Annotated in this window: 15 protein-coding genes and 1 other annotated feature; of the genes, 12 read left to right on the top strand and 3 right to left on the bottom strand. The window is 37.6% G+C overall.

All coding sequences use genetic code 11. The features are described from left to right. The first annotated feature begins 576 nt into the window (after positions 1 to 576). The 10 genes from AC27FM_RS03585 (at position 577) to AC27FM_RS03540 (ending at position 8,441) form a co-directional block, all read left to right on the top strand. Entirely contained in the window at positions 577 to 1,401 is an 825-nt protein-coding gene (locus AC27FM_RS03585) for a MetQ/NlpA family ABC transporter substrate-binding protein (RefSeq protein WP_487085995.1), read from the top strand. A 31-nt stretch (positions 1,402 to 1,432) separates the two neighbouring features. Further along, positions 1,433 to 2,260, top strand: a complete 828-nt coding sequence (locus AC27FM_RS03580) for a MetQ/NlpA family ABC transporter substrate-binding protein (RefSeq protein ID WP_487085993.1) — start codon at positions 1,433 to 1,435, stop codon at positions 2,258 to 2,260. Positions 2,261 to 2,289: 29 nt separating this feature from the next. Beyond that, positions 2,290 to 3,627 (top strand): M20/M25/M40 family metallo-hydrolase, encoded by a 1,338-nt coding sequence (locus tag AC27FM_RS03575; protein ID WP_487085991.1) that lies wholly within the window; start codon positions 2,290 to 2,292, stop codon positions 3,625 to 3,627. Between the two features lie 20 nt (positions 3,628 to 3,647). Further along, a complete protein-coding gene (locus AC27FM_RS03570; RefSeq protein ID WP_487086080.1) occupies positions 3,648 to 4,691 on the top strand; it encodes a methionine ABC transporter ATP-binding protein in 1,044 nt (347 codons plus the stop codon). 3 nt (positions 4,692 to 4,694) lie between these two features. Next, positions 4,695 to 5,384 carry a methionine ABC transporter permease gene (locus AC27FM_RS03565; RefSeq protein WP_487085989.1) on the top strand — a complete coding sequence of 230 codons (690 nt, stop codon included), beginning with the start codon at positions 4,695 to 4,697 and terminating at the stop codon, positions 5,382 to 5,384. Between the two features lie 29 nt (positions 5,385 to 5,413). Continuing rightward, positions 5,414 to 5,655, top strand: a binding site (T-box leader). 58 nt (positions 5,656 to 5,713) lie between these two features. Then, a complete protein-coding gene (locus AC27FM_RS03560) occupies positions 5,714 to 6,538 on the top strand; it encodes a MetQ/NlpA family ABC transporter substrate-binding protein (protein WP_487086078.1) in 825 nt (274 codons plus the stop codon). A 101-nt stretch (positions 6,539 to 6,639) separates the two neighbouring features. Beyond that, positions 6,640 to 7,206 carry a TetR/AcrR family transcriptional regulator gene (locus AC27FM_RS03555; protein ID WP_487085987.1) on the top strand — a complete coding sequence of 189 codons (567 nt, stop codon included), beginning with the start codon at positions 6,640 to 6,642 and terminating at the stop codon, positions 7,204 to 7,206. An 86-nt stretch (positions 7,207 to 7,292) separates the two neighbouring features. Further along, positions 7,293 to 7,961 carry a DUF4097 family beta strand repeat-containing protein gene (locus AC27FM_RS03550; protein ID WP_487086076.1) on the top strand — a complete coding sequence of 223 codons (669 nt, stop codon included), beginning with the start codon at positions 7,293 to 7,295 and terminating at the stop codon, positions 7,959 to 7,961. An 88-nt stretch (positions 7,962 to 8,049) separates the two neighbouring features. After that, positions 8,050 to 8,235 (top strand): PspC domain-containing protein, encoded by a 186-nt coding sequence (locus AC27FM_RS03545; RefSeq protein ID WP_487085986.1) that lies wholly within the window; start codon positions 8,050 to 8,052, stop codon positions 8,233 to 8,235. A 17-nt stretch (positions 8,236 to 8,252) separates the two neighbouring features. Continuing rightward, a complete protein-coding gene (locus AC27FM_RS03540; protein ID WP_487085984.1) occupies positions 8,253 to 8,441 on the top strand; it encodes a PspC domain-containing protein in 189 nt (62 codons plus the stop codon). A 61-nt stretch (positions 8,442 to 8,502) separates the two neighbouring features. Here the strand turns inward: AC27FM_RS03540 and AC27FM_RS03535 are convergent, their stop codons facing one another. Further along, the gene (locus AC27FM_RS03535; RefSeq protein ID WP_487085982.1) at positions 8,503 to 9,084 is read right to left on the bottom strand and encodes a TetR/AcrR family transcriptional regulator; all 582 of its coding nucleotides are present in this window, start codon (positions 9,082 to 9,084) and stop codon (positions 8,503 to 8,505) included. 297 nt (positions 9,085 to 9,381) lie between these two features. Here AC27FM_RS03535 and AC27FM_RS03530 point away from each other — a divergent pair, with 297 nt between their 5' ends. Then, complete coding sequence (locus AC27FM_RS03530; RefSeq protein WP_487085980.1) at positions 9,382 to 12,423, top strand: MMPL family transporter; 3,042 nt, start codon at positions 9,382 to 9,384, stop codon at positions 12,421 to 12,423. Between the two features lie 115 nt (positions 12,424 to 12,538). Here AC27FM_RS03530 and coaBC read toward each other — a convergent pair whose 3' ends face one another. Next, complete coding sequence (coaBC, locus tag AC27FM_RS03525) at positions 12,539 to 13,744, bottom strand: bifunctional phosphopantothenoylcysteine decarboxylase/phosphopantothenate--cysteine ligase CoaBC (protein ID WP_487085978.1); 1,206 nt, start codon at positions 13,742 to 13,744, stop codon at positions 12,539 to 12,541. A 325-nt stretch (positions 13,745 to 14,069) separates the two neighbouring features. On the opposite strand from coaBC, the gene AC27FM_RS03520 reads away from it, so the two are divergent. Then, complete coding sequence (locus AC27FM_RS03520) at positions 14,070 to 16,778, top strand: glycoside hydrolase family 3 protein (protein ID WP_487085977.1); 2,709 nt, start codon at positions 14,070 to 14,072, stop codon at positions 16,776 to 16,778. A gap of 56 nt (positions 16,779 to 16,834) precedes the next feature. Here the strand turns inward: AC27FM_RS03520 and AC27FM_RS03515 are convergent, their stop codons facing one another. Next, positions 16,835 to 17,383, bottom strand: a complete 549-nt coding sequence (locus AC27FM_RS03515; protein WP_487085976.1) for an NADPH-dependent FMN reductase — start codon at positions 17,381 to 17,383, stop codon at positions 16,835 to 16,837. Positions 17,384 to 17,511 lie beyond the last annotated feature (128 nt).

The raw sequence follows: 17,511 nt of genomic DNA, 5'->3' as shown, positions 1-17,511 counted from the left end.
ATGACAAAAAAATATTTCTGATAATAAAACCCCGTCAGATCGGCGTTCTATCGGCGTCATAACGTTGGATATGAAAAAAATGCTTTTCAAATTCACAAAACTAGATATAATGAAGTCATGGATTTGGAAATGAAAACATTAAAAAACAAATGAAAGAAATTAATTTTATCTGTTGACATTATCGTTTTCAAATTGTATCATCATTTCAACGATTAATAATAAATAACTACTTCAAACAATTTGATCAGGGGAAGTAATTCAATATCCAAAGTACAGAAAGCCTCATTAGCTGAGAAGGGGACGCGGACTTGAATGAAAATGACCTGTGATTGGTGCGCTGAGTCCTTACGGATAAAGAGGCAATGGTTGGTACCCTTTACAGTACACGCGTATAGAACCCAGATTCCGTACGTTGTAGAGGGGATAAGTGCAAGTTTATCCTAAATTAGAATGGTACCGCGAGAAGTCGCTTCTAAAAATGAACAATAATTGTTCGTCTTTGGAAGCGACTTTTTTTGTTTAGAAATAGCATTTATTAGAAATCACAGAAAAGAACTTAAATGGGGGAGAAACATAATGACAAGATTCAAGAAAGTAACCAAAATTTTATTACTAGCCTGTACGGCCTTATTCATATTCGTACTAGCTGGTTGCGGTAGCCAAACTAAAGAGACAACCGTAAAAGTTGGTATCAACCCAACAGATGCTCCAATTTGGAAGATTGTAAAGTCAAAGGTTAAAAAAGAAGGAATCAATCTTAAAATTACTGAATTCAGTGATTACAATCAACCAAACACAGCTTTATCACAAGGTGAATTGGACATCAATGCATATCAACACAAGTATTTCTTAGATGCATGGAACAAAGCACATCATACAAATATCGTTCCAATTGGTAACACGGTTATTCAACCAATGGCAATCTACTCAAACAGTATCAAGAACTTGAGTGACTTAACAGATGGTTCAAAGGTAGCATTACCAAACGATGCATCAAACGAAAGTAGAGCATTGGTACTACTTGAAAATGCCGGACTTATCAAACTTGATAACAAGACAAAACTAGCAACAGTTAAAAATGTTTCAGAGAACAAGCTAAACTTGAAGTTCACATTATTAGACGCTGCACAAACAGCACGTGCCTTAGATGACGTATCAATCGCCGTTGTTAATGGTAACTACGCAAGTGATGCTAAGTTGAAACCATCAGCAGCTCTCTATACAGAAAAAATCAATAAGAGTACTAAACCATGGATCAACTTCATTGCTGCTAACAAGAAAGACAAAGACAACAAGACTTACAAGAAGATCGTAAAGGCCTTCCAAACAAAGGCAGTCGCAAAAGAAATCAAGAAAGTTTATGGTGGTTCAGCAGTACCAGCATGGAACACAAAACTATAATGTAAAAACTAACAATTAGGTGGGGAAGCGTATGAAAAATTTCAAGAATTTAGGCAAGGTATTACTATTAGCATTCACAGCATTATTTATCTTTGTATTAGCCGGCTGTGGCAATCAGAGTAGTAAAGAAGAAACGGTAAAAGTTGGTATTAGTGCATCAGATGAGCCAATCTGGAAAGTTGTAAAACAAAATGCGAAGAAAGATGGCATCAACGTCAAAATTGTAACATTCAACGATTACAACCAACCAAACACCGCCCTAGCTCAAGGCGAACTTGATATCAACGCTTATCAACACAAGTACTTCTTAGATGCATGGAATAAAGCACATCATACAGACTTGGTTTCGATCGGTGTAACCATTATCCAACCAATGGCTCTTTATTCAGATAAGGTCACTTCACTAAGTGACTTGCAGGAAGGCGCTAAGGTTTCACTTCCTAACGATGCAACTAATGAAAGTAGAGCTCTAGAATTACTTCAATCAGCCGGATTGATCACATTGAAAAAAGGTGTGAAACTAGCATCTCCTAAGGATGTAACTAGTAATAAGCTTAACTTGAAATTAACATTGCTTGACGCTAACCAAACAGCTCGTTCATTGAATGATGTCGATGCATCAGTAGTCAACGCTAACGTTGCAACAGATGCTAAGTTGAACCCTAAGAAAGCTCTTTATAGAGAAAAGGTCAACGAAGCTTCTAAACCATGGATTAACTTAATTGCTACACAAAAGAAAGATAAAGATAACAAAACTTACAAGAAAGTCGTTAAAGACTTCCATAAGAAGAATGTAGAGAAGGCTATTAAAAAGGTTTATGGTGGAAATGCTGTACCTGCATGGAAAGTAAATCTTTAAGATAGAAGAAAAAATCAGGAGGAATTCAAATGTCAAAATTAACAGATCCATTAATTAAAGAATCAATCGAAGAACTGAAGCAATATATTGCTCTACCATCAGTATCCGCAAAACATCAATCAATTGATGAGACGGCCGAATTCCTCAAGAAATTGTTGACAGACTTTGGAGCAGACGTAACTATTTGGGACGATTACAAGCACCCGGTAGTTTTCGCCGAAGCCAAGCCTGACAAACCCAGCAATACCACAATTCTTATCTACAATCACTACGATGTCCAACCAGAAGAGCCTATCGAACTTTGGAACTCCGATCCATTCGAACTAAAGATCACCGATGATAAATTTATCGGACGTGGAGCTTCTGACTGTAAGTCGGATTTGATCAGTCGTATCACTGCTTTAAGAATTTATCGTCAAGAACACGGTGACCTACCTTGCAACATTAAGTTCTTAGTTGAAGGTGAAGAAGAAGTCGCTAGTGAACATCTGGTCGATTATCTTAAAAAATACGGGGATGTGCTATCTAATGACCTAATTATTTGGGAATCAGGTAGCAAGAACGAGCATGAACAATTCAGTATCACTGGTGGTAACAAAGGGATTTTATGTTTTGAACTTTCAGCTACCAGCGCAGACATCGATCTTCATTCATCATTCGCCGCTGTTGTTGACAGTGCCGCTTGGAGGTTGACAAAGGCCATCGACGCGTTACGTGATGAAGATGGAACTATAAAAGTTCCGGGCTTCTACGATGACGTAGTTGAACCTAGTGAACGTGAAAAAGAATTAGTTGCTAAAGCAATTGAACCTGATTTGACTAACAAATGGGGATTGAAAGTTCCATTATTAAAAAATGAATCTCCAAACTATAATTTGACCTTCAAACCAACTGTTAATATAGAAGGAATTAGTAGTGGCTGGGAAGGTTCAGGTGTTAAAACTGTTACACCTAAGTCTGCAACTGCTAAACTAGAATTTAGATTAGTACCGAATCAAGATCCAAAGGATATATTTGACAAATTAACTAAGTATTTAGAATCACAAGGATTTAGCGATGTATCAGTTAAGTATTTATTAGGTGAAAAGGGATATCGTTGGGATCTCGATAGTCCAATCGTTGATACTTTACTTCAAACTGCCAAAGCTTTCTATGGTGGTGAGGATAAGGTTGAAGCATTGCCATCAAGTCCTGGTACTGGTCCAATGTATGTAGTTAATAAATATGCACAAGCCCCAATTGTTTCAATCGGTGTTGGTTATGCCAAGAGTGGAGCACATGCACCTAACGAAAACATTCGTATCAAAGATTATTTGGACTTTATCGATTTCTTCGATGAATTTTTAGCCAAAGTAAATAAGGAGTAATTATGGTAGAAAAGAACGGGATAGTACAACTAAAGAATATTGATGTTACCTTTAACAGTGAGGGTAAAACTATCGAAGCCGTCAAAGATGTTTCCATCAATGTTCAAAAGGGCGATGTCTTCGGTGTTATTGGATACTCTGGAGCTGGTAAAAGTACACTAGTACGTGTTATCAATCTCCTACAGAAACCGACAGCCGGAGAAGTCATTGTTAATGATCAAAGCTTGACGAAGCTGAGTTCCAAAGACTTGCGTAAAGCTCGTAGAAACATTGGGATGATCTTCCAGCACTTTAATTTAATGCAATCTTTAACAGTTTTTGGCAACGTAGATTTTCCATTACGTGATTCTAATATTTCAAAAAAAGAACGTAAGGACAAGGTAAACAACTTACTTGATCTAGTTGGATTAAAGGACAGAGCTAATAATTATCCATCGCAATTATCTGGTGGACAAAAGCAACGTGTTGCGATTGCTCGTGCTTTAGCTAGTGACCCTGAGATTTTGATCTCTGATGAAGCCACTAGTGCTTTGGATCCCAAGACAACCACTGAAATCTTGAGTCTGTTAGGAAGACTGAACAAGGAATTAGGTATCACGATCGTCATCATCACTCACGAAATGGACGCCATCAAGCAAATCTGTAATCGAGTTGCCGTCATGGAAGAAGGTAGGTTGATTGAAGAAGGAGACTTGCTAACGATCTTTGCAAATCCTAAAGAAAAATTAACTAAGGACTTTGTTAATACTTCTACACAAATCAGTAATGTTTTGGATGAAGTCAAAGAGAGTGGCATCATCGACTCTATCTCTGGACACTTGGTTGAATTGAACTTTATGGGTGACGTTACGAACGAACCGATCATTATTGAGTTGTACAAACGATTCAATATCGAAGCCAATATTCTCTTCAGTAATATTGAACGACTACAAGGTACGACCGTTGGTATTATGTTATTTGATCTTGAAGGTGAACAACATAAGATCGACAAAGCGCTTAAATATCTAACTGATTTGAAGATAAATGTTAAAGAAATTGATTTAAAGGAAAGTGAGGGTAAATAATTTATGTCACATTTTTTAAATACATACTTACCCAACGTTGTAGCTAACTGGGAGGGTGACAACGGGTTCGTTGTTGCCATTCAACAGACATTATATATGACATTCGTCAGTGCAATCTTTGCTGGTGTTATCGGGATTATCTTAGGAATTTTGTTAGTCGTTACGACTGACGATGGAATTACTCCACACAAAGCCTTCTATAATACCTTAGATAAGCTAGTTAACTTATTCCGTTCCATACCATTTATCATCTTATTAGCGGTCATTGGACCATTTACTAAGTTGATAGTCGGACAAACGATCGGACCTACTGGTGCATTAGTACCGCTAGTAGTAGGTACAGCTCCATTCTTCGCTAGACAAGTTCAATTGGCACTAGTTGAAGTTGATAAGGGAGTTATCGAAGCTGCAGAAGCTATGGGATTATCACCAACTCAAATAATCTTTAGAGTATATCTAAAAGAAGGACTTCCAGAACTCATCCGTTCCGGAACTCTAACGACAATTAGTTTGATTGGCTTAACAGCCATGGCTGGTGCCGTTGGTGGTGGTGGTCTTGGTAACATGGCCATTTCCGTTGGTTATCAACGATTTGAAAATGATGTAACCATTGTATCCATGCTTTTGATCTTAGTTTTAGTTTTTGTTATACAAGGTCTAGGGGACTTCGCAGTAAGAAAGCTAGAACATTAATTCGGGTTTCGTTTAAGCTTTATAAATATTGAAACAATTTGATCAGGGGAAGTAATTTGATGATCGTGCACAGAAAGCCTCAACTAGCTGAGATGAGGACGCGATTTCAAATGAAAATGACCTGTGATTGGTACACCGAGTCGTCAAGATTAGGATGTAATGGTTGGTATCCATTATCTTACTGGGAGAGTGCTCTTCAGCGCTCCCTAGTGAGGTAATAAGCTCAAACTTATTACAAATTAGAATGGTACCGCGATAAGTCGCTTCTATAATAGAAGCGGCTTTTTGTTTACAAAAAATGAAGGGTCGTAGAGACTATGAACAAAAAAATTAAGGGTATTTTAGCAATATTATTTACAGCACTATCGATCTTTGTACTAGCAGGTTGTGGAAAAAGTGCTTCGGCATCAGAGGATAAAGTTACAACTGTCAAAATAGGTATCACGGGCTCAGATCATCGAATCTGGGATTCTGTATCTAAGAAATTGGCTAAAGATAACATTAAGATCAAAATAGTTGAATTTTCAGATTATAGCCAACCTAATGCTGCATTGGATCAAGGCCAAATCGACTTGAATGCATTCCAAACCGTCTACTTCATGGATAACTGGAACGAGACTCATCATACTAATATCGTTGGTATTGGTGACACAGCTATCGCACCAATGGCTCTATATTCCAAAAAAGTTACAAAGCTAAGTGATATCAAAGAGGGCGACACAATTGCCGTACCTAATGATGCTACAAATGAAGGACGTGCACTAGCCTTACTACAGAGTGCTGGTTTGATCAAACTTAACAAAGACAAGTTACCAACAAAGAAATCAATTATCGAAAATAAACTAAACTTGAAGATTTCAGAATTAGACGCCGCTCAAACAGCACGTTCATTAGGTGATGTTACAGCTTCTGTAATCAATAGTGGTGTTGCTGTTGATGCTAAGTTGAATCCTAAAAAAGCAGTCTATGTTGAAAAAGTAACTAAAGCTTCAAAACCATATGTGAACGTTATTTCTGCCAACAAGAAAGATAGAAACAACAAGGTTTACAAGAAGATCGTTAAGGCATATCAAACAAAAGAAACTGCTAAACTATACAAGAAGTACTATGGAGAATCAGAAAAAGCCGCTTGGAATTACAAGATTCTTCAATAACATTAATATTTAAATGATTGGGATATTCTCAATCATTTTTTTATTTGACAAAATGAATGAATTATTATAATATTCATTCATTGATAAAAACGGAGATAGTTATGGAAGATAAAGAAAAAAGATTATTTGACGCCTCACATGATCTGTTCTTGGAACAGGGTTTTAAGAATACTAATATCTCTAGCATCGCCAAGCAAGCTGGAGTTGCAGTAGGGACATTTTATCGGTACTTTGAATCTAAGGAAGATATTTTTGTAAAAGTCTATAACGCTGAGAATGAAAGGGTTAAGCAACAAATCATCGCGCATATTGATATGGAACAAGAGCCACAAGCGTTGATCAGTGATGTTTTGAAGCAAATATTTCAATATACTGATGATAATCAGATTTTGCAGGAGTGGTTTACTAATTCGAAAATCAATCAAATAATCGTAGAAGCCAATAAACACGCTGCTGAAGACAGTGTAATCTATGTGACGCTGAACCAACTTATCGATAAGTGGGCGACCGAAGACCGAATCCGAGCTGGTTTTGACAAAGCACGCATCATGGATCTTTTCAGTGCTTTGACTATAATTGACATACATCAAAAAGAAATTACTACGGATAATTATTTTCAATTATTGAATGATTTAATTGAAGGAATCCTGTTAGTGTTTTTAAAATAAATAATTAAAAATAAAAAAAATTTTGAAATCGAGTGAATGAATGAAAAATATATTCATTCATTAGCGAGGAGAACATAGTGAAAAAAATGTTAAAAATTATCTTGTTGATCGTAGTTGTGACTGCTGTAATTATCGGAGGTTTGGTCAGTTGGGCTAATTCAACCAATCAACAGATCAATGTTAGTGATCTGAAAATAAATAAATTAAAAGATAAAGAAATCGCACTTCAGCAATTGGAAAAAATCGATCTTGATGTACGAACGGCCAAAGTAATCATTGAAAGGTCCGATACTGATTCGATTTCACTTCAAAACTATGTAGAGGACCAATATAAAATCCACCAGACCGCTGACTCTCTCAGTATTTCACAGGCTGGGAGTGATGCTCACAAGCTAGAAATTGGTAAAGCTCCGATTATTGTTATTAAATTACAACATAAGGTAGATGCAATCGCTATTAACCAATTGAATGGAACATTAAAACTGCTCAATGTAACGGCTGAAACTGTGGATATCGATCATAAGAACGGAACTACAATTGCCAAAGGGATGACTATCAATGAATCTGGCACATTGAACAAACAAAATGGCAAGTTGGAGTTAAGGGATGTGAATATTCCTGGTTTAAAAGTTAATTTGGGTAATGGATCATTCAAGCTCAATGGAACCAAGCATGACGATACCTATGACGACTACAAGTCCAAACAACTAACCATCAATAGTGGCAACGGTCAAGTTGAGATTACGACAGAGTGACAAAATTGTAAGTTAGTTGTAAGCACTTTAGATGTACTAAAATATCGTAATATTTTATTATATTAATAAAGATAAGGGGGAGTTATTAATGCATATTCCTATTAAACGTTCGAGTAACAACAAAATATTTGCGGGTGTAATCGGAGGACTATCAGAACACTTCGGTTGGAACACCGCAATTGCCAGAGTTTTGTGGGTGATTTTAACTTTTACACCATTCCCTGGTTTCATTGGCTATTTAGTATTATGGTTATTAATGGAGAATCCAGAATAATATAGAGGGTGAGATTAATGCATATTCCTATTAAACGTTCAAAAACAAATCAAGTTCTTGGTGGTGTCATCGCAGGCTTTTGTGAAAAATATGACTGGGATCCGGCTGTTGGTCGAGTGCTATATGCAGTTCTGTCATTTACACCAATGTTTCCGGGAATCATATTGTATCTAGTACTATGGTTATTAATGGAAAAACCAGATTAAATTATTAATATCAAAAAGGCTACAATTCTTCAATAAAAGAAGAGTTGTAGCCCTTTTTAGTCTAGTCGTAAAAACCACCATTCAATAAACTGATCAAATACTTGTCAGCTGTTTCTTGATCAATGTCTGGTTGTTCAAATAAGCGCCATTCTAGTACGGCGATTATCAAATCACTATAAAAACGTGAGAGTAGTTTGACGGGTACTCTGACTTGATCGTTTTCAGCACAATAATCATAGACCAAAATATCTGCTTCGTGGCGTAAGTAACCTGACATGCTGTGCCAGAGGTGAGAGTTAACGCCGTCGTTCTTAGTGATGTTAGCTAATAATTCATTGTGATCATTGAAAAATTTCAACAATAAGTTGAATGTCATGACGATGCCTTGGTCTGGCTTGACGTCCTTCGGGATTTTTTCCAATATATCCTTGCCGATGTAAGACCAAAGATATTGTAACAAGTCATATTTATCATCAAAGTAGTTATAAAAAGTAGCTCGTGGATATTCACTCTTTTTACAAATATCATTAACAGTTATTTTGTCGAATTCCTTTTCACTCAGTGATTCGAACATTGCTAGACGAAAAGCTTTTAAAGTTCTTTTTGCACCTAAAGTTAGATGCCGACTCACGTCGATTTTCATAATAATTCCCCCAAATTTTAATCCTCAATTAAATCGACTTTAACACAAGTATAGATTTTTGCAAGTGCAAAAGGTATTTATTTGAAAACGGTTGCTAACTTTCATTAATTTACTCATTTTCATTTATTTATAGCGTTCTGTTGAATTTTATTAGACACTTTTCATAATATGTCTAAATCAATACAAATATATATTAATTGTCTCTTGTCTAATCAAACCATTAATTCTATGATGAATGTTGTATTTTTACAGTTGTCAATTATTTTACACATGATGACGGGTTGAGGAGATGTAAATATGAAGCGGATCACTAGAAAATATGTGCCTGCTCTAATTGGATGGATCATCGTTGTGATTATAGCTCTAGTCGCTATGCCTAACGTTTCCCAATTAGTTAGAGATAAGGGAAATATTACATTGCCCAGTTATACTGAGAGTCAAAAAGCTTCAGTAATGGAAAAAAAGGCAAATGGAAATAAGTCTGTACGTACCTATACGGCCGTATTTAATAATAACGGCAATAATAAACTTACAGCATTTCAAAATAGAAAAATCACTCGTAAGTTGAATAATTTGGAAAATAATAATTCACTTAAAATTGAAAAAGTAATGGGACCTAGTGATAATGCTGAAACAAAAAAACAGTTGATCTCAAAAGATAAATCAACACAACTAGCACAAATCACAGTCAAAAAGGATGGATCTGTTGGTCCACAAGTTAGGGAATTAAAACGTCAATTGAAAATGTCTGGCATCAGAACTTACGTTACTGGTTCAGACGCTCTGAACGACGAGTTCTCAACGGTAACTGAGCGTGGGATACAAAAGACGGAAATAATTGCGGTCATCTTTATATTTATCGTATTGATCCTAGTCTTCCGTTCGCCAGTCGTTCCGCTAGTTTCATTACTTAATGTTGGAATCGCATTTGTGACCTCATTGAGTATCGTCATGAATCTTGCAGATAAGTTTAATTTTCCTATTTCTAACTTCACACAAGTTTTCTTAGTGGTTGTATTATTCGGTATTGGTACTGATTACAATATTCTACTATACAATTATTTCAAAGGAGCGCTGGCGCGGGGACTGTCGGCAGTAGAAGCGGCGCATGATGCTCAAAAGCACGGTGGTCGGACGATTTTATATAGTGGATTGTCAGTTTTAATTGGATTCTCAGTCCTATCATTGGCTAAATTTTCGTTTTATCAGAGTGCTGTCGGTGTCGCCATAGGTGTATTAGTTTTGTTGGCAGTGTTGCTGACATTAAATATGTTCTTTATGGAGACGCTCGGTTCAAAGATGTTTTGGCCAAGCAAGGTCACCGCTGGTCGTGGTAAAAGTAGGATTTGGTACGGTCTATCACGTGCTGCTTTAGCCTATCCGGTAGTCATCTTGGCAATCATTGCCGTAGTTGCTATACCGTTTTTAGTCAATACTAACTCGACTTTGAACTTTAACAATGCCGATGAAGTGCCTAGCACTTATCAAGCCAAGAAGGGCTATGAAGTAATCCAAAGCCACTTTACCAAAGGTATGTCTGCTCCAGCAACGGTCTATATTAAAGATACTACCAAGATAAACACGCAGGCTAAATTAGCTGCCGTCGATGATCTGACACAATATCTCAAGCAAGAACCCGGAGTTAAAACAGTCGCTTCAGCAACACAGCCCGGAGGCTCAAAAATTAAGAGCATGTATCTTAAGAACCAATTAATAAGTGTCACGGATGGATTGAATACCTCGACCAAGGGTCTAGAGAAGATCAAATCAGGATTGAATTCAGCCAGTTCACAATTACAAAGTTCAAATCTTAGTGGAAGTGTGGCACAAGTTCAAGAATTAGCAGACGGAACTAGTGAATTACAATCAGGAGCACAGCAGTTATCCAGTGGCATCAATCAATATACTAGTGGCGTTTCTAGTGTAAACAGTGGCTTGCAAAGCGCAAATAGTCAGATGCCAGCTTTGACTAGTGGTGTCTCTACACTATCTAGTAGTTCACAGCAGTTGACAGCAGGATTATCGCAGCTACAAACTCAAGTGAGTTCTATCTCGGCACAAGCCAGTCAATTGCTAACTCTCATGCAGAGCACTGGTCAAGACACTTCAGCTGCAACTGCAGAAATTTCTGCGCTACAAAGTTCGATTAGTCAATTAAATGGTGGATCGGCCGCTATTTCGTCAGGGATGTCCCAACTACAAGGTCAGATGCCAACTTTGACTTCAGGAGTTTCAACTTTGGCAACGGGAACCAGTGCTTTGAACTCATCCAGTTCCACTCTAACAAGCGGTGGTCAGAGTGTCGCCAGTGGAGCAACGACGGTCAATAGTGGTGTTCAGCAAATGAACACACAACTCAAACAGATGAGCGTGGAAGTTACACAGCTGGAGTCGGGATTATCTTCAGCTGATGATGGACTCAGCACGATTGCAGCTGGTAACCAGACTATGAAGACTTACTTGGATGGATTGCGCAAGTCATATGTCGGTGATACCTTCTATCTACCTAAGCAAACGATCAAGAGTAGTGAATTCAAGCCAGCTCTGGACGCATATATGGACAAGAATCGTAAGATTGCAGAAATAACAATCGTCTTCAAAGGTGATCCTAATAGTGAGACCACTTCTAAACAATTGAAGACTATCCAAACAGATATTAAAGCAAAGATGAAACATGGTGCCTTAAAGAATGCTAAAGTTGCAGTCGGTGGTGAGACTTCGCAAAATAATGATTTGAGAAAACTTGCGAATGATGATTTCGGTCGGACGGCCTTGATCATGACGATCGGTATCGGAATTGCCTTGATCATAGTTACAGAGTCGATTTTACAGCCTGTCACGATCATTGGAACTTTGCTGTTAGCCTATGAAGTTTCTCTAGGTATTACAAGAATAGTTTCTAATCTAGTTTTAGGTGATTCAATGTTGAGTTGGAATACACCGTTCTTTACATTTATCATGTTGATGGCACTTGGTGTCGATTACAGTATCTTCTTGATGGTCAGATTCAAGGATGAACAGATGCCTGACTTGAAAGATAGAATGCTCAATGCGGCCACTGCTATTGGTGCGGTAGTTATCTCTGCGGCAATTATTCTAAGTGGTACCTTTGCCGCCTTGATGCCATCAGGAGTGACGACCTTGATTCAGGTAGCGCTTGGCGTTATCTTCGGTTTAATAATCCTCGTGATTATTTTGCCGTTGACCTTATCGTCATTGATAAGTTTGACGATGTGGCACGAGAAGCGAATTCATCGCGTTAAAAAGCCTAAAAAAGACAAGAAGAATGACAAAACAGATTCTACGTCAAAAAAGGATCAACAACCCGAAATGGACTAATCTGTTATAGAGCTTGAGGTTAATGCCTCAGGCTTTTTTTATAATAGTGATAAGAAAATTCAAACTAAAAGAGATGCCAAAGACATCTCTCAGGTAACCGTTGTAAATATGACGGTTATTTTTTTATATTCTTTTGATAGTAATCCCAGAATTTAGCTGCAATATCATTTTTAGACATAATTGGCCAAGTCTCTGGTTTTTGATCAGCTTGGATCAAGGTGATTTGATTATTATCAACATTGAAGCCGGTATCAGCTTTTGAAACATCATTTGCTAAAATCATATCGGCTTTTTTGTCATGCAATTTTTTTTGAGCATAAGGTATGAGGTTTTCGGTTTCAGCTGCGAAACCAACGATGAATTGATTAGTTCTCTTTTGAGCGATTTCTTTGAGGATGTCAGGATTCTTTTGTAATTCGATCGTATACAAGTCTTGACCATCATTTTTTTTGATTTTTTGATCTGCAGGATGTGTTGGCCTGAAGTCTGATACAGCGGCCGCCATCACTAGAACATCGCTGTGTTCAAAATGACTTTCCAAGGCTTGCTGCATTTCTAAAGCAGTTGAGACCTTGATTTCGTTCAAGTTAGGCGAACTCAGGTGGTCGTGAACGGTAGTTATCAAAGTCACGTGGGCACCCATATCAGCCGCAACATTAGCCATTGCGATTCCCATTTTACCTGAGGAATTATTACCAATGAAGCGAACTGGATCGATTGCTTCTTTTGTACCACCAGCCGTAACGATAACATTAACTCCAGCCAAAACTGGTTTGGTAAAAGTTTTAAAGATTTCTACCATTATAGTTGTTAATTCAGGCAGTCTGCCTTTACCAGATTCACCTTCAGCTAAGAAGCCAGAACCGGGCTGAATGATTTTGATATCCATCAAGGCCAGAGTTCGGATGTTTGTTTGAACAGCGGGATTATTCCACATCGTTGTATTCATGGCTGGGAAAACTAACTTGGGTGCATCAGTCGCTAATAGAGTGGTTGATGCCAAATCATCAGCGATACCATTAGCCATCTTGGCGATAATATCGGCAGTGGCAGGAACAACGACGGCTAGGTCAGTCCAGTGTGCCAGTTTGATGTGGGGGATGAAATCATCTTGCGCCGATTGAGCAATAAAATTATCAGTCAAGACTGGACGCTGACTCAATGTGGCAAAAGTCAACGGTGTGACAAATTCTTGTGCCGCTTTGGTCATGACGACTTGAACCTTAGCTTGATTTTTAATCAACTCACGAACGATGTTCAAAGACTTGTAAGCCGCGATTCCTCCCGTTACATAAAGTGTAATGTGTTTATCTTTTAACATACAGTCACCTCATATTCTTTCATACTATATTATACATTGTTTTGTTGCATTATAATGAAAGTTATACAGGAGGCTGACATGAATACTGCAACTATCGACATCATCGTAACAATTATTCTAATAATATTTATAAACAATCCAATACTAACGTTTTTACAAACATCGTTTGGGTTGAATTTTATTTTTAGTGAAATAATCATCGCAATAATTATTGCCTTATTAATTTATTTACTAAACAAGTTGCTTTTGAAACGTGTTTTCTCACATAAATCTAAATAAAAAAGTGTAGAATTATAATTGAGATGTTTCACCGAAGGAGTGATTGATGATGGAACAAAATATGTCACAGCGAGAAATCGAAAATTTGAATTTATCCAAAAAAGCAGCGCAGGATGGCATGGTTTTATTACAAAATCAAAATAAAACCTTACCGTTACGAAATAAAAAAATTGCACTTTACGGAAGTGGATCATTCGCTACTGTTAAAGGCGGTACAGGCTCTGGTGATGTAAATCAGCGTCATGTTTCTTCTATTATAAGGGGTCTTGAAATGCACGACTTTGAGATCACGACTAAGGCGCGATTGATGAGATTTCAAAAATATTATCAATCAAAGGAAAAAACTTATTATGACGGTTTTGACAGCTCACTTGCCGTATTGTTAGCTCCCGCCTTTAGCATGGATGATGTAGAAATCAGTGAATTCGAAAATGCATCGACAGGCGTGTATGTTATTTCTCGTAGTTCAGGTGAAGGACACGACCGAAAGAACGAAAAAGGTGATTATCAGTTAACTGATAATGAATTATCTAATATCAAACGTATGAGTGAATATTATCCAAATAGTGTCTTGCTTCTAAATGTCGGTGGAATTATCGATACGAGTTTTGTTGAGAAATGTCCCTTGCTAGATAGCATACTTTTGGTTTCACAACCAGGAATGGATGCTGGAAATGCAATCGCAGAAATTCTCGACGGCACAGTCACACCTTCAGGTAAGTTGACCGACAGTTGGGCCTATCGTTATGATGATTATCCATCATCAAAATATTTTGGCGAAGACAATCCTAGATACAACGAAGGGATTTATGTTGGATATAGATATTTTGATAGTTTTAATATTTCTCCTAGATACGAGTTCGGTTTTGGGATGAGCTATACTAGGTTTTTATTGAACACTGAAAAAATATCAGCCAATGAAAAAAAAGTCACGGTCAAAATCAATGTTCAGAACATTGGAGATAAATTTCATGGTAAAGAGGTAGTCCAGCTATACGTATCTAATCCCAGGTCAGACGTGATCACCCCGTATCAGAGTTTACAAGCCTATGCTAAAACTAGGAGTTTAAGGCCTGAAGAATGCCAAACTGTGACAATGAGTTTTGATACCAAGAACTTAGCAGTCTTCGATGAAAGAATCGCCGCTTGGGTCATGGAACCAGGGATTTATCTGATCAGAGTTGGTAATAGCTCACGAGATACTCAAGTTATCGGTGAATTAAAGCTGAATCAATTAGTGGTTGTGGAACAATTAGAACACAAATTAGTTCCAGTCAATGATCCAACTGAATTGACAATGAATAAAGTATCCATGGAGCAAGTCGGTGGAGTACCATTTTTCATCTTAAAAGCTGATGATTTTGAAACTGTCACGCCGATTGATTATTCGAATGAGTCAAAAGTTGTCACCTATACAACCGATCTTGACAAAAGGTTATCAGGTAAAGGCTATGAACAAAGAATAGAAAAAATTTCCGAAAATAAAAATAATAAGTTGTTAGATGTTTATAATAATAAAATCACTCTAAGAGAATTTGTCGCCAATATGACTAACCTTGAGCTGATCGATTTAGTCGAAGGTTCTTTGAAGCCTAATACTGATGGGAGCTTGGTCGGTAACGCTGCAGATTTAGTCGCCGGTGCGGCTGGACAAACTAACGCAAATGATCGTCTCGGCATACCAGCAACTGTCAACGCCGATGGGCCGGCTGGATTGAGATTAGATCAAACATTTGAGGCAGATGGTGAGATCAAGCATCAATACGCAACTGCGTGGCCAATCGGGACATTGTTGGCTCAAACTTGGAACCAAGCATTATTGAAAAAAGTCGGCGATGCAATCGGAACTGAAATGAAAGAATTAGGCATCACTATGTGGTTGGCTCCGGGCATGAATATTCATCGTAATCCTCTCGGAGGACGTAACTTTGAATATTTCTCTGAAGATCCTGTTTTGTCGGGAACAATCGCTGCAGCTGAAACAAAAGGTGTCCAATCACATACTGGTATAGGGGTAGTGATCAAGCATTTTCTCGGCAATAACCAAGAGACCAAGCGCAACACAGGTAATAGCTTGATCGGCGAACAAGCTTTGCGGGAGATATTCTTGAGGAATTTTGAAATCACTATCAAAGCAGCTCAACCCATGGCAGTCATGTCATCTTACAATTTGGTGAATGGAACTTTTGCAGGAGAAAATTATCACTCACTCACAAGTATCCTTCGAGATGAATGGCAGTTTCATGGTTTGGTCATGACCGACTGGTTTAGTTTGGCCGATCCTATAAACAGCATGCATGCTGGAAATGACTTGATAATGCCTGGTGGTTCACAAGATAAATTATTTGCGGCGATCGATGATTTGAAACCAGAGTTTTCGGTTGACGGTCGTATTGCTATCAGAAAATCATTCGACATCGCAACATTTAAGCAAACGACTACGGAATTATGGAATGATTTCATACCAGCGGTTGATGGCGATAATTATATTCGTATTCAACTTTCTGGCGATTTGGCTGATGACATGAAAAAAATGCTATATGATGGTGCGGCACAGATCATTGATGACAAGACGATACTGTTGAAAGGGCATTGGAAAGACAATGACCGATTATACCTTGGTGATTTACAGAAATCCGCCATCAATATCTTGCGAGTCATCCTCAAAACTGATCGGTTTGCTGAAAAATATGGATTAAAAGAACGATTATATAATGAAAATGTTGAATTAACAGAATATTTTGCGAGTAAATAAAAATGAGATTACGGCGTTTTGTCGTAATCTCATTTCTTTATAGTAATATTTGTTAATTAATATCTATTAAGCAAATCTACATAAGCGTCTACGATGCTTTGTAAGAAGCCAACGGATTTTTCGGAAACTTTACCATCTTCATCAAGCATATTTGTAATATTACCTAGATATGCTTCTGGTTGTTGAAGTGTTGGCATGTTTAGGAATACCAATGATTGACGCAAGTGATGGTTGGCACCAAAACCACTGATTGCACCAGGTGATACTGAAACAATTGCAGCTGGCTTATTGTCCCAGATGCTCTCGCCATATGGACGTGAACCAACATCGATAGCATTCTTCAAGCCACCAGGTACTGAACGGTTATATTCAGGAGTTACGAATAGAACACCGCTAACTTCTTTCATTTGGTCTCTGAACTTTGTCCAAGCAGCAGGTGTGTTGCCTGGTGTATCAAGATCTTCGCTGTATAGAGGTAAGTCGCCAATTTCTACGAATTCTGGTTCGTACTCACTTGGGAACATTCCCACTAAGTTATTTGCAACTTGACGTGAAAAAGATCCTTTACGCAAGCTACCAACGATTACGGCAATTTTTTTTGACATTTTTTATCTCCTCCAATTCCTTTATATACTCAAACTATCATAATGATATTTATTGGACAAATATTTGTTCTCGGATTTGCGATATTTTTTTTATTTTAACAATAAATTAGATTGTGATAAATTCACAA

This window comes from Companilactobacillus sp. y65-5 (genome assembly GCF_057541095.1).
This window is presented reverse-complemented; position numbering and strand designations above follow the sequence as displayed.